The following is a 24242-nucleotide window of genomic DNA, read 5'->3' on the forward strand; positions in this document are numbered from 1 at the left end:
TCAGAGATCATTCGTCCGGATCGTTCCATCGTCGATGGACCAACTCATATAATACCGGTAACACGACCAAAATCAAAAACGCCGCGGTCAGCATCCCGCCGACCACCACGCGGGCCAGCGGCTTCTGGGCCTGGGAGCCGATCCCCGTCGCCAGGGCCGCCGGCAGCAATCCGATGGCGGCTCCCAAGGTGGCCATGAGGATCGGCCGCATCTGTACGTCGGCCCCTTTGATGACCGCTTCCCGAAGACTCACGCCGGTCATGCGAAATTCCTCGATGCGTGAAATCAACAACACGCCGCCGAGGATCGCCACGCCGAGGGTGGAGATCACCCCGACGGCCGCCGAAATACTGAAGTGAGTCTGCGTCAACACCAGCGAGAGCACGCCGCCGACCAGGGCAAAGGGCACCGTCGCGAGCACCAGCAACGCATTTCTCAACGAGTCGAACGTCGTATACAGCAGGAACAGAATGATCACCAGACTGACCGGCACGATGGTCAACAGTCGTGTCTGCTCGTCTTTCAGCTGATCGTACTGTCCGGCCCATTCCATGCGATACCGCTCCGGCAGCGTCACTTCCTTCCCCAATCTCGCCTGGGCTTCTTCCACCGTGCTTTGCAAATCGCGCTCGCGTACGCTGAATTTGATGGGAATGTAGCGCTCGTTGTTTTCCCGATAGATGATGAAGGCCCCCGTCTGAGAGGTGATCGTGGCCAGTTGCTTCAACGGGATCCGCGCGCCGTCCGGTGTGCTCACAAGGATGTTGCTGATGGACTCGACGTCTTGGCGGAACTCCGGCATGAACCGCACCACCAGGTCGATCAGGCGCTCGCCTTCAAAGACCTGCGTGACCGCCTGGCCGCCGACCGCCGCCTGCACCACGGCATTGACGTCCGCCACCTGCAGGCCGTATCGCGCGCTGGTTTCGCGGTCCACTTGGATCAAGAGGTTCGGCTGGCCGACGAGCCGGAAGATGCCGAGATCCTTCACGCCCTTGACCTCCTTCATGACGCTCTCGATTTCCACCGCCTTGGATTCCAAGGTTTTGAGGTCGCGGCCGAAGAGCTTGATCGAGTTTTCTCCCTTGACCCCCGACATGGCTTCTTCGACGTTGTCCTGGATGACCTGGGAAAAGTTGAAGATGACCCCCGGGATCTTGTGCAGGCGGCCTTCGATTTCCTGGATCAATCCGTCCTTGTCCAGGCCGGAGCGCCATTCCTTCTTCGGCTTCAAATTGGCCAGGAACTCCGCGTTGAAGAAGCTGGTCGGATCCGTCCCGTCGTCCGGCCGGCCCAGCTGCGAGACGACCGTCGTCACCTCCGGCGAGTCGCGAAACATTCCCCGGATGTCGCCGGCCAGGCGGGCGGCCTGTTGAAAGGAGATGTCCACCGGCATCGTCGCCCGTACCCAGAGGTTGCCTTCCTCCAGAGCCGGCATGAACTCCCCGCCGAGCGATCGTAGCGCCACAAAGGTCAGGAACAGCAGGCCCGCCGCCACGCCCAGGACCGGCAGGCGATGGTCGAGGGAGAAGCCGAGAATGCGGTGATACAGCCGCCGGACCACTCGCACGACCGCCGTATCCTCTTCGCTGAGCGGTCCCTGCAACAGAAACGAACAGAGGACGGGCGCAAGGGTAAAGGCCATGATCAAGGCCCCGACCAAGGCGAATCCATATGTCACGGACATGGGCGCGAAGATCTTGCCGGGGACTCCCGTCATCGTGAACAGCGGAATGAAGGCCACGACGATGATCGCCGTCGAGAAGAAGATGGGCCGCCCGACCTGGCGCGCGGCGCGTACGATCTGTTGGTTGACCGTGAGGTTCTGAGTCTTCGCATGCGCCAGATGAAAGAAGATGCTTTCGACCATGATGAGGGTCGCGTCCACGATGATGCCGAAGTCGATGGAGCCGAGCGAGATGAGATTGGCCGATTGGCCGACCAGGACCATCATGCTGAACGTGAACAGGAGCGAGAGGGGGATGGTCAGGGCGACGATCAGGGCCGCGCGGAAATGCCCTAGGAAGACGAAGAGAATCAGGAACACCAGCACCATGCCGCTGACGAGAATATCCGTTACGGTCTCGACGGTCGTATGGATCAGCGCCGTCCGGTCGTAAAACGTCGTGACCTTCACCCCTGCCGGCAGTTTCCAGGAATTCAAGTCCTGCACCTTGGCTCGGACGCTGTCGAGGACCGGCAGGGCTTTGTAGCCGCGTTGGAGCAGCACCACGCCTTCCACGACGTCGTCCCGATCGTCGATGCCGACTTTCCCGAGGCGCACGCGATGGCCCACGGATACGGTGCCGAGCGATTTCACGAACACCGGCGTCCCGTCCTTGGACGTCACCATGACGTTTTCGATGTCTTTGAGATCGTCGATGAGTCCGAGGCCTCGAATATTGTAGTTTTGTGAACCGACCGTCAGATAATTGCCTCCGACGTTGGCGTTGCTGTTGGCGAGGGCGTGCATGACCTGGGAGAGACTCACGCCGTAGGAGATCAGTTTTCCCGGATCGATGTCGATGTGGTATTCCTTCGTCGTCCCGCCGAAGGCCGTCACGTCGATCACGCCGGGGATGCGCCGGAACTCGCGGCGCACCTGCCAGTCCTGAATCGTCTTGAGATCCGTCAGCGAGGTCGCGCCCGAACCGGTCATCTCGTATCGATAGATTTCCGCGATGGCCCACCAGGGCGACAGGCTCGGTTGCACTCCGTTCGGGAGTTGCACCGACATCAGCCGGTTCAGCACCTCCTGCCGGTCGCGGAAAATGTCCGTCCCGAAGTCGAAGTAAACCTTGATGTCGCTCAAGCCGAAGATCGAGAGGGACCGGACGTCCTTGAGACCCGGCATGCCGGTCAGCGCAACCTCGATCGGAATCGTGATCTGCCGTTCGATTTCTTCGGCCGACCAGCCCGGATTCTGAGTGATCAGCTCGACCATGGGAGGAGACGGGTCCGGATAGGCCACGATGTCGAGAAGATGAAAGGCGTAGAGGCCGCCGAAGAGAAGGGCCAAGCCCAACGTGCACAGCAGGAACCGTTGGACCAGAGAGATTTCGACAATGCGGGCGATCATGGGGCGGAGCGTCTGTCCGATGAAGAGCGAGAGGCTGGCGGCAAGATCGACTATCCTTTGGCTTGTTGTCCCTTGATGAGGACCGCGCCCTTGATGACGATCCGCTGCCCGGAGGTCAAACCCTCGACGACGCGAACCTGGTCGGGCGAGATCGGCATGACGGTCACTTCCCGTTTCACGTACCGGTCGTCCCCTTCTACGAGGTAGACGAACTGCTTGCCCTCGTCCTCGAGAACCGCTTCTCTGGGAATCGTCAGGAGCGGGGTTGTGCCGCCCACGCGCAGAACCAGACGGGCGAACATTTCCGGCTTGAGTTTGTTCTCCTGGTTGTTCACCCAGGCGCGCACTTTGATGGTTCTGGTGGTCGGATCGACGACGTCGCCGATGGCCGCGACCGTAGCCGGGAAGGCGATGCCCGGATAGGCTTCGACGATCACCTTGGCGTACTGTCCCTCCTTGACCAGAGCCAGGTCACGCTCGTAGACGTCCGCCACTACCTGCAACATGGCCAGATCGGCCACCGTGAAGAGGACTTGGCCCGGGTCGCCGCCGACGGACTGACCCGGCGTGACGGCGCGTTCGACGACGACGCCGGCCAACGGGCTCTTCAGTTCGAACCGCGAGGTGATCTTCTGTTTGTCCAACGGCTTGTTCAGCTCTTCCTGGGGAATCTTGAGGGACAACAGGCGCTCTTTAGCTCGACGGAACTCGGCACGGGCCTTGACCAGCTGGTTCTCGCTCAGCTTGAGATCCTTCAGCGGCAGGGCCTTGTTCTCGTAGAGGTCTTTCGCCAGTTCATGCGCCCGGATCGCGTATTGAAGATCCGAATCTTCCTTGACGTATTCTGAATAGGCCTGGGCGATGTCGGGGCTGTCCACCACCAGCACGACATCTCCGGCCTTGACGTGATCCCCGAGGTGCGCGCGAACCTCGACCACCCGTCCCTGCAGCGGCGAGGAAATGCGGGAATAGCGGTCCTCCCCGTAGGCGACCTTCCCCGACAGCGTCAGGTCGTGCTCGCCGGATCCCATTTCGACGGTGCCGATTTCGACCCGTGGTCTTGAATCCGCCGGCTGCGTGACGGTTTTCGGAGTGGCGGCGTTGGAATGAGGCGGCTGGTCTGCGCGGCCGCAGGCGGACAGCAGGAAGAAGGCTAAGGTTAAGGTTGAGGTTAAGGGTAAGGACGTGCCCCTGAGGAGAGACCGGACAAGTTCCTTCGAACTCATCCGATTCTGAACCTCAACCTGAACCTTCCGCTTCACGAGCGGATCTCCTGACCCACCGCGCTTTCCAATTGGAACAGATTGTGTTGATAGGTAAAAAGGGCCTCGATGTAATTTTGTTGAATGGTGCGGGAGGTGCGTGCTGCATCGAGTAGATCGAGAATGGTGGCCCCTCCCCGTTCATACGCACGTTCGACGATCGTCAAGGTCGATCGGGCGTCGTCGAGAATGCCGCCGACAAATGCTTCGACAAGCCGGCGGCTTTGAATCAAGTTTCGATAGGCGACTTCGACCTCATTTTCCACCTGATTTACCGTTTTATTCAAGTCCGCTTCTGCGGTTTGGACTGCGACCTCCGCCTGCTGGATGCCGCCTTGATTCCGGTTGAACAGGGGAATGGGGATCCCGAAATTCAGCACCCATTGCTGGGGATTGTCCGGACCCCGCGATCCTTGAATCTCATAGCCGGCGCCGACGGTGACATCGGGAACTCGATAGGCCTTGGCCAGTCGGAGGTCGGACTCCCGTTGCGACTGGGCGAACCGCTTGGCCTTGACGTCGGGTCGCAGGTCGATCGCGGTCACCCGGAGCTTGTTGATGTCCGGATCGATACGCCGGAAGTCCATGTCGGTGGTCAACTCCATGGTCGTCTTCGGGGAGAGCCTCAAGAGTTGCCGCAGATCGCCGCGCGCCACCTCGGCCTCCTGCAGGGACTGGATGACCTGAGACTGAAAATCGACCATCTGCAGCCGGATCCGGATCAAGTCCACTTCCGCGATGTACCCCTTCTTGAAGCGAATCGTATTGATGTCGAGGATGCGGGCGAATCGGTCGCGGTTCTCCTCGGCCAGATTGAGCCGGCGTTGCGCCAATTGGATACGGTAGTACGTATCCTTGACCGTGAACCCCAGCTGGCGCACAGCATCCTCGAACGCGGCTTCCGCCGATTGGGTTCCGAACGCGGCGCTCTCGATGCGATAGCCGCGTTTGCCGGCCAGCTCGAACAACTGTTGCACGATCATGGCGAGCTGCCCGCTGTTGTTCAGGTTGAATCCCTGCGTGTAGGAGCTCAGGGTGCCGATGAAGGCCACGGGGTTGGGGAAGAGCGCGGCCGTAATCTGCTGGCCCTTGTTGTAGTCGATGCCGTACTTGGTGATCAGAACGGACAGGTTCTGCTTGATGAACAGCGCGAGCGCTTCGTTGAGACTCAGCCGGATGACCGCAGGAGGCTCCGACGGCGAGGGCGGCCCTGGTAGAGATGGTGAGGCAGGCTGTGCCGCAGTGGTCGTGGAGTAACTGATGGTCAGGAGGCTGAAACCGAGAAGAATCCAGGATAGAAACCGTCGTCGAAGAGGTGCAACGGACACGAACCGTCTCCTGGCAGGGACCCGTCAATGCAGACTATTATGATGCTCCTGGGTGCTGCTCATCCCTTGAAAAATAAGGCATTATACCGTGTCCATCGCACGATGCAAAGAACCTCTGAAGAAACCGACGGTTAGACTCGGCATGGACAGACTGCTCGGCGGCCTTGAAGAGTAGAGACCTCTGTCGGATGGAGGGGGTACCGCCCCGGAACGGGGTCGGCTGTCATTCGTCAACGCCGGCCTTGGCATTGGCCGATCGCAGGTGTTTTCTGACTCTGACCTGTTCGTGATGCTTTCTCAGCAATTGACGGCGGATCGCATTGCGGTCTTCCGCCACGATTCGGACGAGCCGATCGACGTCTTCCGCATGATCACGCACCAGTTCCGAGAGTTTCTGCATCTGCGCTTCCAGCCGTTCCAGCCGCCAGAGCGCGTTCTGTAAGGAAGCGGCCTCCGATTGTTTGCCGCCGGCCGTCGTGGCCCGCTTTCCGAGGGATGAAATCACGACATCCTGCTTCATGTCAGCTCCTTTGCCCGATCCGCTCACGTCTTGACGAGCGGTAGTATCAACCGCTCGTGGCCGGATGTCAACGAATTCGGTTTCATCTTGGTCGAGCGTCCTGCTACAATCGGCCCATGAACAGCATCTTCACGATGGTGCTTGCCGGAGGGAAGGGAGAACGGCTGCAACCCTTGACGGAACATCGGGCCAAGCCGGCCGTCCCGTTCGGCGGGAAATATCGCATCATCGACTTCACCCTCAGCAATTGTTTGAATTCCGGCTTGCGCCGCGTCGCGGTGCTGATTCAGTACAAGTCTCATTCTCTCGACCGCCACATTCGGATCGGATGGGATGTGCTGAACGCCGAGTTGGGCGAATACATCGCATCGATCCCGCCGCAACAGCGCATCAGCGAAGAGTGGTACCGGGGCACCGCCGACGCGGTGTATCAGAATCTCTTCCTCCTGGAAGGCGAACAGTCCGAATATGTGCTCATCTTGGCCGGCGACCACATCTATAAGATGAACTACATGGAGATGTTTCACTGGCTGGTCGCGAAGGACGCGGACGTGGTGGTCGGAGCCATCGACATTCCTATTCAGGAGGCCGGCCGGTTCGGCGTGATGGCGGTGAACGAAGATTACCGGGTCACGCGCTTCGATGAAAAACCCACGAATCCGATTCCCATTCCGAACGATCCGAACGTGGCGTTCGGCTCGATGGGCATCTACCTGTTCCGCACCAAGAGCCTGCGTGAAGAGTTGATCGCCGACGCTAAGGAAGGCAGCGCGCACGATTTCGGGAAAAACATCATCCCCCGCATGCTTGCCAATAGAAAGGTCTATGCCTTCAAGTTTCAGGACGCCAACCGGAAGGCGGTCAAGTACTGGCGCGATATCGGAACTCTCGACGCCTATTGGGAAGCCAACCTCGACCTGGTCGCCGTAGACCCGCTCTTCAATCTGTACGACCAGCAGTGGCCGATTCGCACCTATCAGGGTCAGTTTCCTCCGGCCAAATTCGTCTTCGCCCAGGACTACCAGGGCGGCCGCATGGGCGTGGCGCTGGACTCGGTCGTCTGCGGCGGCTGCATCATCTCCGGCGGTCGCGTTCAGAACAGCGTGCTGTCTCCGAACGTCCGGATTCAGGACCATGCCGACGTCCGCGACTCCGTGATCATGGAGAATGTCGAAATCGGTGAGCACAGCCGGATTCGTCGCGCCATCATCGACAAGGACGTCGTCATTCCGGCGAAAACGGAGATCGGCTACGACCGCGAAGCGGACGCCCAGCGATTCACGGTCACGGAATCCGGGCTCGTCGTGATCTCCAAGGGAATGAAGCTGCATGCCTCCGTCGATTCATCCGGTTGACCTCATCACGGCCCTCAGACAGAAACACCTGACGCCCGCCATCGTGTTTTTGACATCTCGCCGCGCCTGCGACGAGGCGATGCAGGCCTTCGACCACACCGAAGCGCTCTTGCCTCCCGCCCGCCAGGACGCTATCGCCAAGGTGCTGGAACAGGTCATCACTCAATATCCCAGCATCGCGGAACACCCGTTGATCCCCACGGTACAGCGCATCGGCGTCGCGGCCCATCATGCCGGCCACCTTCCCTCGTGGAAAATTGCCGTGGAGGAGCTCATGCGACACGGTTGCCTGGACGCCGTGTTCGCCACCACGACCCTGGCGGCCGGCGTGGACTTTCCCGCCCGCACGGTGATCATCACGCAGTCCAGCATCCGCAAGGCGCGTGACTTCACCGACCTGACGATCGGAGAGGTCCAGCAGATCGCCGGACGGGCCGGCCGCCGCGGCAAGGACCTTGTCGGGTTCGCCATCGTGACGCCGTCGCCCTACATCGACCTGGGTGTGCTCACCAAAGGGTTCACCGGTCATCCGGAGGCGATCAACAGCCAATTCGTCATCACCTATCCGATGGTCCTCAATTTGCTCAAGGCCCACCCGCTCGATCAGATGCAGTCCATCCTCGCCAAGAGCTTTGCGCAATTTCAGTTGAACCAACGAGCCGAGGCGATCGAGCAGAAGCTGGACGACGTGCACCGGCAGATGGAGCCCTACGGCCCGCGTGTGTGCACCGATTGGATCTCCCAATGGCACATGTTCGATCAGGTCCGCCGGCAGCGGCATCATCGTCCGATGATCCAACGGCACGAGCCGCCGGAGGTGACGGCACGGTTCCACTTTCTGAGTCCCGGCCGGGTGGTGGGATTATCCAAGACTCGCGGCGTCGTCCTGCGGCAGTATCGGAGCAAGGGCCAGAAGAGCGCCATGGTCACGGTGCTCCGTCCTGACGGGGCCGTCACGGAATGTCCCGCCGCCGTCGTCACCGACGTCTTCGACCGGGTGTTGGAATGCCGGGAGTCTCCGTCCTATCCCTGGTGCACGGCCGAGAGTTTCGATCTCCTGCTGGACAGCATGAAGGATCTCCCCGGCAGGCTGCCGATCCTGCCGATTCTCGTCTCGAAAGATGATGAGCCGATCCCCGACTCGATCGTGCAAACGTTGGGTGACTTTTCCTGCCCGACCTGTCCTTCGCGGTCCGCCTGCCAAAAGGACTACGCGAACGCTTCCAAGTTGCGACAGGAACAGCAGCGGCACATGAAGTCGATTCAAGCGCTGCGCACGAGCCTGTGGCATCGGTTTCAGGAGCGGATCGAAGTGCTGCAGAAGTTCGGGTATCTCACCGCCACGGCGCAACTGACGGAAGCGGGCGAATGGGCCCGCCTCATCCGCATCGACCATTCGCTCCTCATCACCGAGCTGATTCGCGCGGAGGCCTTCACCGGCGGGGATCCGCCGCTCCTGGCGGCGGTTATGTCGAGCATTGCGCACGACGACGACCGGCCCGGCCTGTTCCCGAGAATCAGCTCGGGGCTAGGCTCATTATTAGGTCAGGTTCGAAAACTCGCCGAATCCCTCGCTCCCTATGAAGAGGCGCCGCTCTTGCGCGCAGACATCGCGGCGGTGACGGAGCGGTGGATCGGCGATCCGAACCTCACATGGATCGGCCTCTGCAAGATGACAACCATGGCCGAGGGAGACATCTACCGGCTCCTCGCCAGAACGTTGGAGTTTCTCTCGCAGCTGCACGGACTCAAGGACACGCATCCGGAGTTGGCAGACTGCGCGTCCAAGGCGATCGCCGCGCTGCGGCGCGGCGTGCTGGAAGAATTACCGTGACGACTGACGAACTCGAAACACTGCTCGCACAGCAACCGATGGCCCTGTTGCATCGCCTGGCCCGCGGCCGTGTTCACCGACACTTCCGCCTGGGCAAGCGCCGTCTGATCGAGCTGCTGCTTCGCCATTCGGCGGAAAACCGGGCCGGCTTCGAGTCGGACGTCATGGCCCTCATCGGCGAGCGGCCGGCGAAGCCGGCAGCCCCACCCTCACATCCGCTGCGCCATGCTTCCCAGGGGAAGAGCCACCACACGCCGCGCCACAAGCCTCCTCACCACGAGGCTGAGTCGCATGAGCCGTCTGCGTCGCTGGGAGAGTGGCTCTCCGGTATCGGCGTGCCGCCGCCGCAGCCGTTTGTGCCGGACGCGTGGCAAGTGGAAGCCGTGGAGCGGTTGCAGCAGACGGACGTGGTCGTGAGCGTGCCGACCGGAAGCGGCAAAACTTACGTGGCGGTGGAAGCGGCCAGACGCGCCATGGAGGACAACCGCACCGTCATCTACACATCGCCCCTCAAGGCCCTGTCCAATACCAAATTCACGGAATTCTCCCGTATCTTCGGAGCAGATCGAGTGGGGATTCTCACCGGAGACCGGCGGGACAACGGTCAGGCGCCCCTACTGATCATGACGACCGAGATCCTGCGCAACCTCCTCTATGATGCGGCAGGAGGCGAGATCGACCTGCGGCTCGACACACTCGGGCTCGTCATCATGGACGAATCCCAATACATCGCCGATCCGGAGCGAGGGGTGGTGTGGGAAGAAACCATCATCTTTTGTCCATCGCAGGCGAGACTGCTGCTTCTCTCGGCCTCGATCGGCAACCCACAAGATATCGCCGATTGGCTCACGTCGATTCGTCCGGTCCCCTGCCACCTGATCAAACACAGTAAACGAACCGTACCCCTCCGGGCCGGCTACCTCCATCCCGACGGCAAGCTCGTCCCGTTGTTCCCCACGCTGGGCATTCCCCATGGCCACGCAGGCCATTGGCATCCCGAAGCCAAACGTCTTTTTGCCAGATACGAAGAAGAAACCATGCCGTCGGGCCGCCGGCGCTGACGGGGACTGCCACCCTTCCGGTTGACGGCTGTCCCCGTTTAACAACCTGATCCAACTGGGACAGGCACGGCAAGGTATGCCGAGCCAGTCCCCGCTAAAATATCAGCGTGAGGCCGGCGGTCAATCCGTGCCGGAGGGATTGAAACTCGGTGAGGGGAAAAGACTGGCTTGAGTCGTTCACCGGGTAGACGGTGAGATTCCCGGTGATGAGTTGATTCCAGTAGACGCGGTACCCCACGTCGGCGGCAAAATTCTTCATGAATTGAAAGCGAAGCCCGATGTCGCCATCAGCCCCGATGCCGTAGCCGGTCATGGCGAAGCTCGGGTTCTGCTGCAAGTCGGGCCGCAGGTGATGCTGGTCCTTGTTGTCCAGATAGCTGGCGGGAATGAGGGCTGCGGTGCCGTGAACGCTGATCCGGCGGGTGAACTTATACTCGGAGGTCATGCCGATTCGAAATGAATGCCAGGACGTTGTATTCGTGATGACGGTCTGCCCCTGGTTCGTACTCGTGCCGGGCGGTAGGCAGGTCAGGCCTGGAATCGCAGCCGGGTTGCAGGATATCTGCGCCACCCCGACCGCCTGATATTCCGTACGCCAATACTGATAGCCGCCGAAGACATCGAGATAGCCACGGTGGTGTGCGAACTCCGTCACGCGCCCGCCCAAATCCGCGTTCACATACCACATGTTATTGCCGTTGATGTTGCTCTGGGTACTCGAGAAGAGTTGCTGTCCTGCTCCATAATCATCGTCGGTCAAGCGACCGCCCCCGACATTGGCGAACCCGACGTTGAGCTTGGTAAAGACTTTCTGAGAGAACCAGAATTTCCCGGCCACGTCGATCACGTTCGTGCCGACGTCCTCATAATCCAGTTTCGATGTGGGATTGCCGAGGCCCGGCACCGAAGACGCATTGTGCGCCCACTTCGTCTCGCCGACGCTGATCCAGGTGCCGATGTTGATTTCAGTCGCAGGCCGCCGCGGCTCATCCGGCTCCTGGGCCTGGGCGAGCCAGGTTGAAGAGGTCAAGACGACGCCGGCGGCCAGCAGGCTTCCGATGGCCAGGAGGCGCCTGGTCATCGCCTCGCTCCGCCCCGCTGGATGATGACGGTATCCACACATCGCTCGACCGTGTCCGGCATGACCCTTTGACAGGCCGAACGGATATCTTCGAGGACGAAATGGCGTTGCAGGTAGGCGGTCAGCCAGACCAGCCAGCTCCCGAGCGCAAAGGCCGCCACGATGCCGACCGTCCATCGTACGATCGTACCGATCGTACCGACAGCACTGGAACCAGACTGAGTCGATTCCACGACCGGCCGATCTTCTTGAACCGATTGCTGAGGCTGTTGCTCAACCGCTTGTCCAACCACCTGCTCCACGACCTGGAGATTCGGCATAGCCAGTCCTCACGGATGAGTTCCCTGAGCGTCAGAGCATCATCCTACTGGAGTGGTTGGATTCTGGATATAGTTTTTTCTGAATGGATCGGCAGCCCCTGCTCCCTTGACCCACCGGGGCGTGGCCCTGTATAACCGCAGACTGCCGCAGCGGCCAGTCCTGAGCCCTGAGTGCTGATTCAGATGATGGAGCCGGCTGTCTGACCTCGTCTCCAAGCCGCCTTCCGGTTGCTTCAACTCAGGACTCACAACTCAGCACTTCTTTGATGCGCCCGTAGCTCAATGGATAGAGCACCAGACTACGGATCTGGGGGTTACAGGTTCAAGTCCTGTCGGGCGCACCAAACCGCTGACGGATCCGGGCCTATCGAATTCAGTCCTGTCGGGCGCACCAAACCGCACTTCGTGTGGGCCGGCGGCTCACCAGGCGCAGCCTTTCTTTGTTGCGCCGCCGGATAAACACCTCCAGTAGTCCGAGTTAGATGTTTGTGTCAGCCCGCGCCTCTTCAGGAGAAGCCTCTCTTCAACTGACGGATCCGGGCCTATCGAATTCCGTCCTGTCGGGCGCACCAAACCGCACTTCGTGTGGGCCGCGGGCTATTCAGGCAAAGCCTCTCCCAATTGACGCCCGCGGATAAAACCCACCAGTAGTCTTGTATCTATCTTGCTCGTGCCGGCGCCCACCTCGTCCGCCTTACCTTGACACCGCTGCTAGATACTCCGACGATAGGTTGGTCTACGGAGCCTCATAACCACCGCGTTGGGAGGTACACCATGGAAGCTGGTGCCAAGCGAACGATCATCGCCCGAATCATGGCAGGTTTAGGCACTCTGTGTGGAATTTTTGGTGGGCTGGCAGCAACCACGAAAGACCCGTGGTGGTTTACCCCGCGCGGCTGGGGGATCGGTGGGATACTCTTGCTCCTCATTGCCATATTCTTGCTGCTCGACGGAGTCGTCTCATTCGAGAAATCTGACTCGAGTCAGACTCCCAGACGTTCACCAGTCCACTGAGGTTGAACAGGTACTTCATGATTGGTGAGGAGAGTCAGTTCAATGCAGCGCACCTCGTTTTGTGTAGTCGGTTGGTGTACGATAATCCTGTAAAGTATGATTATGTGATGGGAGGACTGGAATGATTCGTGTCCTCTTATTCTCTCTGCTGATTATTGTGGTGGTTGCTTCACGCGCGGAAGCTCAATCGAATGGAGGAGTGATAATCTCCCCAGGGCAGCCGAGTGTGTTCGTGTCTCCTCTGTTCGATGGCAGTGCCAATGTTTTTCGGCCAGGCCAACCGTCCTACTTATTCACCCCTCCAGGAAGCGGCAGCACAATCACTAAAGGAGGCGAGTTCGCATACTATATTCCATTGTCGCCGCCCCCCATTTCCAGTCTCGGAAGGACGCCCTATGGGATCGTGATGCCCGGCTATCCAAGCATTCTCGATAGGCCCTTGGCTCCATATGGCATCACCCTCCCCTCTCACTGATGGGCACCAGTTTCCCCGAGGAAGACTTGGATCTGACCCCTTCGCCTTCCGGCCGTCCACCATGGAGAATCCCCTCCCGCTGGCTGAGACAAGAGTGAGCCAGGCCCTTCTTCTTGCGCTGATAAGCCTGCATCGTTTCTTCTCCTCATCGCTCGACGAAGATGAGAGCCGTTCCGGATAGGGATCGACCAATGGGAGCGCAGTCCCTCTTGCAAAGCGGAGATCGTTCGTATCATGCATGGTCACAGACTGCGGACCGGACAGGAGTGCCCATTGCGGCTTGCGCGGCTCGATCGCCCTCTATATGATGTCATGGCGCGATTGGCCGTCTCAGGCTGTCGCAGAAATAGGACACGTCGATGAGCGATTCAGGAGAAAGTCCGATGAGCGCGCACCCTGAGGATCAGGCAGTGCGAGCGCCGGAGGAGTTGTTCGACGAGCATCGGCCTGAGCCGCTGGTCAACCGTCGCACTTGGCTGGGCCGGGCGGCGGCCGTCGTGGGAGTCACGATCGCTGAGACCATGCTCAGTCCTGTGCGCGCCGAAGAGCCGGCGGCTTCGGCCGATCCGACAAAAGTGCCAGGGTCTCCGCCCAGCCGCTACGGGCATCGCTCGGAGTTCGAGACAAGCGAGCGGGTGCCTCGCTCTTGGTGGTCCACTCTCACTCCACTCCAGGACCTTCAGGGCATCGTGACCCCCGCGTCCTTGCACTTTGAACGCCACCACAACGGCATCCCGAGCATTCATCCGGGCCGTCACCGGCTGCTTGTCCATGGCCTGGTCGAGCGACCGCTCATCTTCACGGTCGAGGAACTGAAGCGCTTTCCCTCGGTGTCGCGGCTCCTCTTCATCGAGTGTTCGGGAAATTCCGCGCCTGAATGGCGAGCCTCCGCGGGGCAGACTGCCCAGCAGACCCACGGGCTCACGAGCACCAACGAATGGACCGGTGTGCGGCTTTCGACGATCCTCAAAGAAGTCGGCGCGAAACCCGACGGCACCTGGCTACTGGCGGAAGGCAGCGACGCCGCAGCCATGACGCGCAGCCTCCCCCTCGCCGACATCCTGGACGACGCGCTCCTCTGTTACGCGCAAAACGGCGAGGCGCTCAGGCCGGAACAGGGTTACCCGCTCAGGCTGGTGATCCCCGGGTGGGAAGGCAATACCTGTATCAAGTGGCTCAGACGTTTGAAGCTGGGAACCGCTCCCTTCATGACGCGCGAGGAGACGTCTCAATATACCGATCTCATGCCCGACGGCACAGCGCGGCAGTTCACGATGGTGATGGAAGCCAAATCCGTCATCACCAGTCCTTCGGGCGGACAGACGCTACAGCCCGGCTTCATCGAAATCCGCGGACTCGCCTGGAGTGGTCGCGGGTCGATCACCAAGGCGGAGGTCAGCACCGACGGAGGCCGTTCGTGGGAGCAGGCTCGCCTCCAAGAGCCGGTCCTCCCCAAATGCCACACGCGGTTTCGTTTGCCCTGGCGGTGGGACGGGATGGAAACCATTCTCCAGAGTCGCTGCACCGACGAAACCGGATACGTGCAACCCAGCCGCGCGGCCCTGGTCGCGGTGCGCGGGATCCATTCCGTCTACCATTACAACGCCATTCAGAGCTGGAAGATTTCGCGGGACGGGCAGGTGACCAATGTCCATGTCTAGGACTGCGGCGGCAGTGTGGGTGATCACTCTAGGATCGGCCTGGCTTGCCGGCTCGGCTCTGGCAGGAGACAACAATATACCGCTCGGCTATGGATTCGGCCGCTCACCCGCCGAGAAGGAGATACAGATCTGGGACATCGATGTCGCCCCGACCGGTGTCGGCCTGCCTCCGGGTCGTGGGACGGTTACCCAGGGGGCAGCCGTGTTTTCCGCGAAGTGCGCGGTCTGCCATGGTCCGACCGGCCAGGAAGGACCGATGGACCGGCTCGTGGGCGGACAGGGCACGCTCACCACAGGACAGCCCATCAAGACCATCGGCAGCTACTGGCCTTATGCCACAACATTGTTCGATTACGTTCGCCGCGCGATGCCGTTCCCCGCTCCGCAATCCCTGACAGCCGACGAGGTGTATGCCGTCGTTGCCTGGCTGCTGCACCAGAACGGCATCCTTCCGGCTGATGCGGCACTCGATGCGCGGACGCTCCCTGCCGTTCAGATGCCGAACCGCACAGGCTTCACGCCTGATCCTCGACCCGATGTGTTGAAGTAGCCGTTGCTCGTATCAAGCCGCATCCAACGGCTCACCGGCGTGGCCGCTGCCGGTGGCCGTTCACTCGCCCTCTGGAATCGAACAATGGCCCCGTTCCGCTTGGCTTGTTGGGACGACCTCATGAAGGTGGGCGTGGATTCATGGCGTCGGTTTCACCCCTGCAGTTGCGCCAGCATCGCGGCCGGATTCCAGTAGCCCCACATCGTATGGATTCTTCCGTCCGAGTGGATTTCAAACACATCGATGCCTTCGAAGACGACCGATCGGCCGTTCTTCCCGATGCCGCGCCCCGTGAACTTCACGGCGGCACGGTTGCCGGACAGGAAGACATGATCTTCGGTCAAGCCGACTTTCTCGAACGCGCCGACGACTCCGAGAAAGAATTGGCGCAATGCCGCATGGCCTTGCAGAGGAGCAGGAGCCCCCGGTTCATAACTGGTCGCCTGCTCCGCAAAGCAGGCGACCCAGGCATCGGCGTCCATCTGTCGGATCGCAGCGAAATATCGGGCCACCGCCGCCCGAACGGTCTCAGGTTCCATGTCCGGTTCTCCTTTTCTAGTCATAACCGCTTCTTGCGAGTAGCGAGCACGGCAATCTTTGGGCGACGCGCTTTCTTTCTGACCGCATGAGATATGCTCGCGAACGTCCCCGCCCTGCCATGGAGATGCGGCGCGGCTGGCGGAGCCGGATGACGGTTTCATTCACGATCCTTCGCGTACTCGGCCGGCGACCATGAAATAGCTGATCGTGCAGAACAACTCATGAGCATCGCGTAATCGATGGATGTCGTCTTCCCACTGTTTCAGCCCCGTGGCGGTAATGACCTGATTGCTGGCCGCGGCGCGGCCGATCTCCAGAAAGTACGCGCTGAAACTCTCCGGTTCGAAGACGACGACACTGGCTTCGACTGCGACATCGACCAGTCCGCTGGACTTGAAGAGTCTCGGCAGCTCACGACCGATCCAGCCGTTCTTGGTATGGTGGTCGCAGTCGTAGTGAAGGACCTTCCGAACCAGACTTCGATCGCTCAGGTTGATCGTGACCGTCTCGAAGTCCGGCTCGATCAGGTAGACCCATCCAGCGGGCTTCGTCACACGAATCAATTCGGTCAGAGCCCGTTGCGGATCACTGAGATAGGGAAACAGGCGCTCGCTCCTCGAGACATCAAAGGCGGCGTTCGGGAACGGAAGTTGTTGCGCATCTCCCTGCCGGTACGTGATCGGAAGATCGAGGCCGGCCCCTCGTCGTTGTGCGACATCCAGAAACTTGCGACTGTAATCGAGGCCGACGACCTGACCTGATGGAGCCACAAGTCCGGCTAGTTTGACCGTCTCCAGGCCGATGCCGCACCCGCTGTCCAGTACCGACAGGCCTGGCCGGATGCGACATCGTTCGATCGCGGCTTTCTTGAGCCGTTGGATTCCCTCGAGCCTGTCGAAGACATCGAGGATATGGACATAGTCCTGCACGTTCGCGGCCGCGTCGATTTGCTCAAAGGCTGTGACGTTGATGCGGCCGGGATCAGTGGAAGGATCGTCGGAACTGCTTCTTGACATGGCGCGAACTATACACGGAAAGGGGTCCGACTTGATTCACGGATTCGGCGAGGGTTCGGACCGAGGTCACGCATTCTCCGGGGAAAGTCCTGCCGTCTCTGGAATCTGTGAGATGCTTGGAACGTCGAGGCTCTGACCGTCTCGAGCGAGGAGCCAGTGGAGTCGGTCTTGCTGTTCGGTCTGCAGGCTGAGGAAACGGACGCCGACCTGACCCTCTTTCACCCATCGAGCCACGGCAAGATCGATACTGATGGGCAGGTCTTCGGCGGATGGAGTGAGGATCAATTGCAGATAGCTGGGCGGCTGGATCCTGGCCCTGGTTTCAATACGACAGCCTCCGGCGGCCAGATCGACGACGATCCCTTCGACCCAACCGCCCGATCCAAACGCAAAACAGCCCGAGACTCGGACTGGAATCCTTGTGTGGCTGCGAGGATCGGCCATTCCGTGGTACCTGTCGATACAGTACTTCTCATTACAGAGACGCGCACCTGGCGGTTCAGCCAGGTGGGGAACCCGAAAGCTCCGGCTGACGGTTCCCCGCCTTTCGACCAACCGGTCGAAATATCGTAATAGATAAATGATTACAATTGGTTATGAGCTTGATACCGTCAAGAAGCTTGGTCCGACACCAGAAAACGCTCCCTTTATATATAGGCCCAGTGTTGCGTCCCAGAAGTTCGTTCGTGGCGAGCCCTTCGACCGGCTCAGGGTGAACGGATTATTACAGGAACGTACGGGATACCACACTAGGACCGAGCAGAAGCGGGATTCAGGAGCGTGACGAAGGTTCGCGGTAGCTTCGACGAGGCCAATTGGATTCCGCTTTACGGTACGGCAGCGGGCGGCGCTTGCGGGTCACCAGGCGTTTGAAGAGGACGACAAAGGTAGTGAGCGACAAGGCGGCAATCAGACGGGCGAGCATATCACACCTCACCAATCCCGAACATATCGCTGAGTGAGACACCCTGTCAAACCTCCCCACCACAACGACCGTTCAGGCGAATGGTCGGGCTTCCTACCGAAGCCGGTCATCCAGGTTGCATGCAGTTCTCTCTCACCGACACGTCTTGCAAGCCCTCCCCCGCATCGTTACCATCGACTCACCAGCGAGGAACCTATGCGCACCTGGTGGGAGAAAGCGTTGGTACTCTGTCTGCTGTTGTTCGCCCCGACAGACGGAAATGCGCAGGATCGTCCCGGAGTATTTACGGATCCCACCAACGCCGGACCGGATTTCGAAATCCAAGGCGAATACCTCGGAATGTCCCATAGTGAACTCGGCGAAGGACGCTGGGGCGCACAAGTCACGGCTTTGGGAGAGAAGCGGTTTCATCTCGTCCTCTTTTCGGGCGGCTTGCCGGGACAGGGCGGGCATCCAGGTGATCGGAACATGACGGCCGATGGAATCTCCGGCGAGGACGGTACGACATTTCATGTCGATTTCTGGCACGCGACCATCAAACAGGGCGTCTTGACCCTGTACGGTCGAGATCAGTCGCAAATGGGAGCCTTGACTCGCATTGAACGGAAGAGTCCCACGCAAGGAAGCGCGCCGCCGCCAGGCTCGGTCGTCCTGTTCGACGGAAGCACCGCCGACGCCTTCACGAACGGCAACATCGTCATGAAGAATCTCCTGGCCGCGGATGCAGCCAGCCGCCAGACATTCGGCGACCATCTGTTGCATCTGGAGTTCCGCGTGCCGTTCAAACCGGCGGCGAGAGGACAAGGCCGCGGCAACAGCGGCGTCTATCTGCAGAACCGATACGAACTGCAGATTCTGGATTCCTTCGGGTTCGAGGCCGGACATGACGGCTGCGGCGGCATCTATAGTATTGCCGCGCCGTCGGTCAATATGAGCTTTCCACCGCTCACCTGGCAAACCTACGATGTCGACTTCACCGCTGCACGCTTCGATCACGATGGGAAGAAGCAGCGCAACGCCCGCGTGACCGTCCGCCACAATGGCGTGGTGATTCACGACGATGTAGAATTGTCTCACGGGACCCCCGGCCGCGCGCCGGAAGGACCGCTGCCGGACGTGCTCTATCTTCAAGGTCACGGCGACCCTGTCGTGTTTCGTCACATCTGGGTCGTTCCGAAAGAGGATCACATACCGCAATAAGCGAAGTCACGAACCGGCAGGGGCGTCGCGTCACGCTCACCTGTCTAGCAACGCGTTCACGCAGCGACAGCACGCCTAGTAATTTCCACAAGCATCGACCGGTATTCTTTCCGCCAGCGACCTAGGGGAGAGCCTAGGGCCGGTGAAAAAATATTTTATTTTTTCCTCACAGCTCTTTTCAAAGTTGATCGACACCTGGTAAAGTGAATCATTCACGATTTGGATGCTCAGTCATGACACAGGCCACTCAACCGGATAGAACGGAAAGCCAAACGAAGGAGAAATCATTGCTCCCCGTCTGCTGCCTATGCGGGCTGATCCGCGTGGAGTCTGAGGGATCCTCGGCTCCGGAACGGTGGGTCACGTCGCGCATCTATGAAGCAACACACCAGATCGATCCGCGGGAATATCTCTTCACGCACACGTACTGTCCCAAGTGCTACCACAAGTTCATGAGCAAGCTCCGAGTTGCCTAGCCTGCTGCACCATTGCTCTCTTCCCCTCCGCTGATTGTTCCATTCTGTTCATTCGCAGGAGCCCAAGTCCGTCGATGGACCCCTCCTTTCGTATAGGGCGGCTCCTCTTCATTGACTTCCCGCAAGGGGTATCCCTAGACTAGCCCCCGCTTGAACCGATCAGAGCCTGCCATCGACCAAGGGAGGCATGGTTCGTCGGGCAGAGCATTCGACGATCATCTCGTCGACGTCTGTTCGGGTAGTGTGCTGGGCCGAGGAGAGCGCCGTGAGCGGACAGGGCAATATCCGCATCATGTGCCGATATTTCTTCGCCGGGCTGCTCATCTGTGGGCTCGTCGGTTTCCCCCTCGTTTCGCAGGCTCTCGAACAGGTGACCCGCCTGCTGAACGGACACAGCAACGAAGTGCTCGCCGTGGCATTCTCACCTGACGGCCGACTGGTCGCCTCGGCCGGTACCGATCAAACCATTCGCTTTTGGGAGCCGGACACCGGCAGGGATGTACGTGTCCTGCGCGGGCATTTGGGTGCCGTGCATGCCCTGGCCTTCTCGCCGGACGGCGCGCTCCTGGCCTCGGGCAGCGCCGATACCTCGATCCGTGTCTGGGATGTGGCATCCGGGCGGGAGGTGCGCGCCGTCACCACTTCATTTGGCGCGGTCCGCGCGGTAACGTTCGCGGCGGACGGAAAGATGATCGCCTCCGGCGGCAACGACGGCAGTTTCCGCTTGTGGGATGCGGCGACCGGGAAAGAAACGAAATCCGTTCGCGGGCAATTCGGCGTGGTCTTTGCGTTGCGGTTCTCGCCGGATGGCAAGACCCTCGCGACGGCAAGCAGCGACATGCAGGTGCATCTCTGGGACCTGGCGACCGGCAGGCAACGACAGGCCCTGTCCGGACATACCGGCGCCGTGCACGGCCTCGCGTTTCACCCTAATAGTCGATGGTTGGCCAGCGCCTCCGCAGACGGCTCGATCCGCCTCTGGGACCTCGAGAGCGGCGAGGAACACCTGACGCTCACCGGACATAAAGGCGAGGTCTATGCGATTGTGTTTTCTTCGGATGGCCGTGCCTTATTGTCGGCCGGCGCAGACGGGACCGTGCGGGTTTGGGATGTCGCTTCGGGTAACGAACGGCATACCCTCGGCGGACACAAGGGACCGGTCTGGTCACTGGCGATCTCTCCTGATGGAGCCCTCGTCGCCTCAGCCGGTCGAGACCGCATTGTCCGGTTGCAACCCCCCACGCCGCCGACGCTCAGCGCGCAGCTCTCGGAAAAGATGCAGCGGCGCGGTAATGAGATCGGCACCCCGCCGTCACCGCCCCCGCTGGCCCAAGCCGACCTGGCCATCAGACCGATGGAAGCGAAGGCCGGAGGCGAAGTGACCTTGACGCTGGCCGTCCGGAACGCAGGCAAAGGGCCGCTCTACCGGTTTCAAGCTCGTATTAAGAGCGACGATCCGGCCCTCGACGGGCATCTCTTTTATTTCGGCAAGATCGACGGGGGGCAGAGCGCCGAGGATGTCGTGACGATCAAGGTTCCTGCCGACCGACCGGACGGCAGCATTCCTGTTCGCGTGGAATTCGAGGAATATAACGGCTTCGTGCCGGAGAACCTGAATGCGGTGTTGGCGCTCAAGGGCTTGCCTCGTCCTCGGTTCGCCTACACCCTGCAGATCATCGACGACGGAAGCGGTGGCTCGGTGGGAAACGGCGATGGACGCCTCCAGCGGGGCGAAGCGGTAGACCTGCTCGTCACTGTCAAGAACGTCGGAACCGTCCAAGCTCAGAATACCTCCGTGGAGGTCTCCATCCCGTCCAACCCAAGCCTGAAACTCAGCAAGGGCCAGGTGGACCTCGGATTGCTCAAGCCCGACGAGGCCAAGCATGTCACGGTCAACCTGTTCGTCGGGCGCGATATCCGGGACGAGCAGATTCCCGTTCGCCTGTTCATCAAAGAGCGCGGCCTTCACACGACGCTGGATGACACCGTCAAGGTCGCCGTCGATCACAAGACCGCCCCGCAGATCGTCGCCACCAATAAATTGGTCGCGGTGAGCGCCCAGTCCGCGAAGATCCACAGCGGCGCCGGCCCCGAGGCATCCGTCATCGCCTCCGCCCCGAAAGATCAAGGTCTGGCCGTGACCGGTGAGCTGGGCGAGTGGTATCGCGTGCAGATTTCCCCCAAAGAAGTCGGCTGGGTTGCGAAGGCGGACGTTCGAGAATCACAGGAACCGGTGAAGGGAGACATGCCGATCCCGACGATCTCCGGGACGCCGGTCGTCAAGCTCTATCAGAACGCGCCTCCGGTCATCGCCCTGGCCAGTCCGTCAGACGGCACGGAAGTCGGCGTCGAGCGGATCCATCTGGCCGGTGCGGCGGCGAGCGAGAAGGGGGTGGCGCGCGTCGAGATCCGTCTCAACGGACAGTTGGTGACTCAGAAGGACAGCCGGGGTATTACGGTGAAACCTGAAGGGTCGGATATTCACACCAACCTCGAATTCTCCGAGCGTTTGGCGCTGCGAGAAGGCAAAAATCAAATCGTCGTGACCGCCGTCGATCGCGACAATCTCTCGGCCACCCGCACGCTCAGCGTTACGCGCCTCGCCGATCGCGGGAAAATCTGGGCCGTCGTGATCGGCATTTCCCATTACAAGGGGGTACAGCCGCTCCGCTATGCGGACAAGGACGCGCTGGCCTTCCACGACTATCTGGCCAATCACATCGGCATCCCGAAGGAGCAGACGACCCTGTTGCTCAATGATCAGGCCACCTTGATGAACCTCAAGCGAACCCTGGGGACTGATCTCAAGCGTAAGGCCGGTGAAAAGGATACGGTCATTGTCTACTACGCCGGTCACGGCGCGCCGGAAGCCGATGCATCGGCAGGCGACGACGATGGACTCGAAAAATACATCGTTCCCTTCGACGCAGACCCGCGAGATCTGTATACGACGGGCTTACCGATGAGGGAAATCGAGACAATCTTTCAGCGGCTCACGCCGGAGCGGATCATTTTTATCAGTGACTCATGTTACAGCGGGGCGACAGCCGGCCGGACGTTCGCCACCGCCTCCAGACGGGCGGTCGTTTCCGAGAATTTTCTGTCCCGGCTGTCCAAAGGCAAGGGACGGATCGTACTCAGCGCGAGCAAGGCCAGCGAAGTGAGCGAAGAACGGGAAGATCTCGGCCACGGAGTGTTCACCTACTATCTGCTGGAAGGATTGCGCGGCAAGGCCGACGCCGACAAAGACGGCATCATCACGGTCGATGAAGCGTACGGGTATGTCTCGAAGAAGGTTCCGGAGGTGACCGGTCAGAATCAGCATCCGGTCAAGAAAGGCGAGGTTGAGGGACAATTGATTCTGGGTCAGGTGCGCTGATCGCCCATTCCACATCATCCATCGTCATCATGGAGGCATTATCATGCGTGTAGATCGATTCACTCTTCTTGCGTGTCTCGCGCTGGGGATCGCCGGTTGTGCCGGCGCATTCGAACCCGTCAAGATGGGGTCGTATGACATGGCCCCGGCCACCGCGCCGCCATCGGCGGCCGCGCTCGCTCCCGTCCCTTCCCGCATCTATGTCGCCAACGAGAGCAGTAACGACGTCAGCGTGATCGACGCCACGAATTTTCAGTCGGTCGGAACTATCCCAGCGCTCAACCATTCGACGCACGATCTGGCGGTGAGCCGTGACGGCCGCCGCCTGTACGCCAGTAACTTGGCATCCGGGCGAGTCTCCGTCATCGACACGGCGAAACGGGAAACGATCGCCTCGATCTACACGGGCGAACGGTGTCATGTCGTCGCGCTCAGCAACGACGATGGTCAGCTCTGGGTCGCCAACATCGGCGACAACACGATCTCGATCGTCGACACCACCACCTTCAGAATCCTCGGGACGATCCCGGTGGGCAAGGGCCCGACCGGTCTGACCTTTTCACACGATGGGCGGTTTGCGTTCGTCAGTTCTCAAGGAGAGAAAACGGTCGGCGTCATCGACACCACGTCCCATCAGGTCGTCAAGACCATTCCCGTCGGCGCCAATCCGCATTTCCTGGTCGTGAGCCGGGACGGACATATCTGGGGCGTCAATACCGGCCAAAACGACGTGTACGTCCTGGACCCGGAGAGTCACGAAAAGATCGGCACCTTCGCCGTGGGCGACAAGCCTCAACAGATCGCCTTTGCGTATAAAGGCACGACCGGTCCTCTGGCCTACGTCACGGTCGGCAGCCAGAACAAGGTGGTGGGACTCGGCGGCGATCTCAAGGAACTCAAAGTCATGGACGAGATCGCCGTCGGTGAAGGGCCGAACGGCATTTGGTCCAATCCGGAAGGCACGCGCCTCTTCGTCGCGCACGACAAGGGCAACGAAATCCGCGTGATCGACACGGGAACCGGTCAAACGCTCGCGACGGTGCCGGTCGGCCGCAAGCCGATCCGAGTCGTGGTGTCGCGGTAGTCAAGCAGGCGTATGGCTTAGAGCTGAGAGCGCAAACCGAAAAGCACGAAGGAGTCTTAACTATGAGTTCAATGAAGGCGAC

Annotated in this window: 18 protein-coding genes and 1 tRNA gene; 10 read left to right on the plus strand and 9 right to left on the minus strand. The window is 60.4% G+C overall.

The window, feature by feature from the left end; translation table 11 throughout:
* Window positions 1–7: 7 nt before the first annotated feature.
* The 4 genes from P0111_10275 to P0111_10290 form a co-directional block, all read right to left on the minus strand.
* Complete coding sequence (locus tag P0111_10275; GenBank protein MDF0644408.1) at window positions 8–3079, minus strand: CusA/CzcA family heavy metal efflux RND transporter; 3072 nt, start codon at window positions 3077–3079, stop codon at window positions 8–10.
* 50 nt (window positions 3080–3129) lie between these two features.
* Window positions 3130–4341: an efflux RND transporter periplasmic adaptor subunit gene (locus P0111_10280; GenBank protein MDF0644409.1), complete on the minus strand. Its 1212-nt coding sequence runs from the start codon at window positions 4339–4341 to the stop codon at window positions 3130–3132.
* A complete protein-coding gene (locus P0111_10285) occupies window positions 4338–5669 on the minus strand; it encodes a TolC family protein (protein ID MDF0644410.1) in 1332 nt (443 codons plus the stop codon). The genes P0111_10280 and P0111_10285 overlap by 4 nt, the downstream gene beginning before the upstream one ends.
* Window positions 5670–5892: 223 nt before the next feature.
* Window positions 5893–6189: a hypothetical protein gene (locus tag P0111_10290; GenBank protein MDF0644411.1), complete on the minus strand. Its 297-nt coding sequence runs from the start codon at window positions 6187–6189 to the stop codon at window positions 5893–5895.
* A 116-nt stretch (window positions 6190–6305) separates the two neighbouring features.
* On the opposite strand from P0111_10290, the gene glgC reads away from it, so the two are divergent.
* From glgC to P0111_10305, 3 genes are read left to right on the plus strand one after another with little or no spacing between them, the layout of a single operon-like run.
* Window positions 6306–7544 carry a glucose-1-phosphate adenylyltransferase gene (gene glgC, locus P0111_10295; protein ID MDF0644412.1) on the plus strand — a complete coding sequence of 413 codons (1239 nt, stop codon included), beginning with the start codon at window positions 6306–6308 and terminating at the stop codon, window positions 7542–7544.
* Entirely contained in the window at window positions 7519–9378 is a 1860-nt protein-coding gene (locus P0111_10300) for a hypothetical protein (GenBank protein ID MDF0644413.1), read from the plus strand. The genes glgC and P0111_10300 overlap by 26 nt, the downstream gene beginning before the upstream one ends.
* A complete protein-coding gene (locus P0111_10305; protein ID MDF0644414.1) occupies window positions 9375–10439 on the plus strand; it encodes a DEAD/DEAH box helicase in 1065 nt (354 codons plus the stop codon). Before P0111_10300 ends, P0111_10305 begins: the two co-directional genes overlap by 4 nt.
* Window positions 10440–10533: 94 nt before the next feature.
* Here P0111_10305 and P0111_10310 read toward each other — a convergent pair whose 3' ends face one another.
* Together P0111_10310 and P0111_10315 are read right to left on the minus strand one after the other, a co-directional pair.
* The gene (locus tag P0111_10310) at window positions 10534–11520 is read right to left on the minus strand and encodes a hypothetical protein (GenBank protein MDF0644415.1); all 987 of its coding nucleotides are present in this window, start codon (window positions 11518–11520) and stop codon (window positions 10534–10536) included.
* The gene (locus P0111_10315) at window positions 11517–11840 is read right to left on the minus strand and encodes a hypothetical protein (GenBank protein ID MDF0644416.1); all 324 of its coding nucleotides are present in this window, start codon (window positions 11838–11840) and stop codon (window positions 11517–11519) included. Before P0111_10315 ends, P0111_10310 begins: the two co-directional genes overlap by 4 nt.
* Before the next feature lie 268 nt (window positions 11841–12108).
* Here P0111_10315 and P0111_10320 point away from each other — a divergent pair.
* The 3 genes from P0111_10320 (at window position 12109) to P0111_10330 (ending at window position 15540) form a co-directional block, all read left to right on the plus strand.
* A tRNA-Arg gene (locus tag P0111_10320) sits at window positions 12109–12184 on the plus strand.
* 1528 nt (window positions 12185–13712) lie between these two features.
* Window positions 13713–14990, plus strand: a complete 1278-nt coding sequence (soxC, locus tag P0111_10325; protein ID MDF0644417.1) for a sulfite dehydrogenase — start codon at window positions 13713–13715, stop codon at window positions 14988–14990.
* Window positions 14983–15540, plus strand: a complete 558-nt coding sequence (locus tag P0111_10330) for a cytochrome c (protein MDF0644418.1) — start codon at window positions 14983–14985, stop codon at window positions 15538–15540. Before soxC ends, P0111_10330 begins: the two co-directional genes overlap by 8 nt.
* 152 nt (window positions 15541–15692) lie before the next feature.
* Here the strand turns inward: P0111_10330 and P0111_10335 are convergent, their stop codons facing one another.
* From P0111_10335 to P0111_10345, 3 genes are all read right to left on the minus strand, one after another.
* On the minus strand, window positions 15693–16079 hold the full coding sequence (locus tag P0111_10335; GenBank protein ID MDF0644419.1) for a nuclear transport factor 2 family protein: 387 nt from the start codon (window positions 16077–16079) through the stop codon (window positions 15693–15695).
* Between the two features lie 162 nt (window positions 16080–16241).
* Window positions 16242–17096, minus strand: a complete 855-nt coding sequence (locus P0111_10340) for a methyltransferase domain-containing protein (GenBank protein MDF0644420.1) — start codon at window positions 17094–17096, stop codon at window positions 16242–16244.
* 66 nt (window positions 17097–17162) lie between these two features.
* Window positions 17163–17540, minus strand: coding sequence for a PilZ domain-containing protein (locus tag P0111_10345; GenBank protein MDF0644421.1), 378 nt, complete (start codon window positions 17538–17540; stop codon window positions 17163–17165).
* A gap of 676 nt (window positions 17541–18216) precedes the next feature.
* On the opposite strand from P0111_10345, the gene P0111_10350 reads away from it, so the two are divergent.
* The 4 genes from P0111_10350 (at window position 18217) to P0111_10365 (ending at window position 24160) form a co-directional block, all read left to right on the plus strand.
* Window positions 18217–19221, plus strand: a complete 1005-nt coding sequence (locus tag P0111_10350) for a DUF1080 domain-containing protein (GenBank protein ID MDF0644422.1) — start codon at window positions 18217–18219, stop codon at window positions 19219–19221.
* Between the two features lie 233 nt (window positions 19222–19454).
* Window positions 19455–19697 carry a hypothetical protein gene (locus tag P0111_10355; GenBank protein ID MDF0644423.1) on the plus strand — a complete coding sequence of 81 codons (243 nt, stop codon included), beginning with the start codon at window positions 19455–19457 and terminating at the stop codon, window positions 19695–19697.
* Between the two features lie 265 nt (window positions 19698–19962).
* A complete protein-coding gene (locus P0111_10360; protein MDF0644424.1) occupies window positions 19963–23076 on the plus strand; it encodes a caspase family protein in 3114 nt (1037 codons plus the stop codon).
* Window positions 23077–23119: 43 nt separating this feature from the next.
* Window positions 23120–24160: a cytochrome D1 domain-containing protein gene (locus tag P0111_10365; protein MDF0644425.1), complete on the plus strand. Its 1041-nt coding sequence runs from the start codon at window positions 23120–23122 to the stop codon at window positions 24158–24160.
* Window positions 24161–24242: the final 82 nt, after the last annotated feature.

This window comes from Nitrospira sp. (assembly GCA_029194535.1).
Taxonomy (GTDB): Bacteria; Nitrospirota; Nitrospiria; order Nitrospirales; family Nitrospiraceae; genus Nitrospira_C.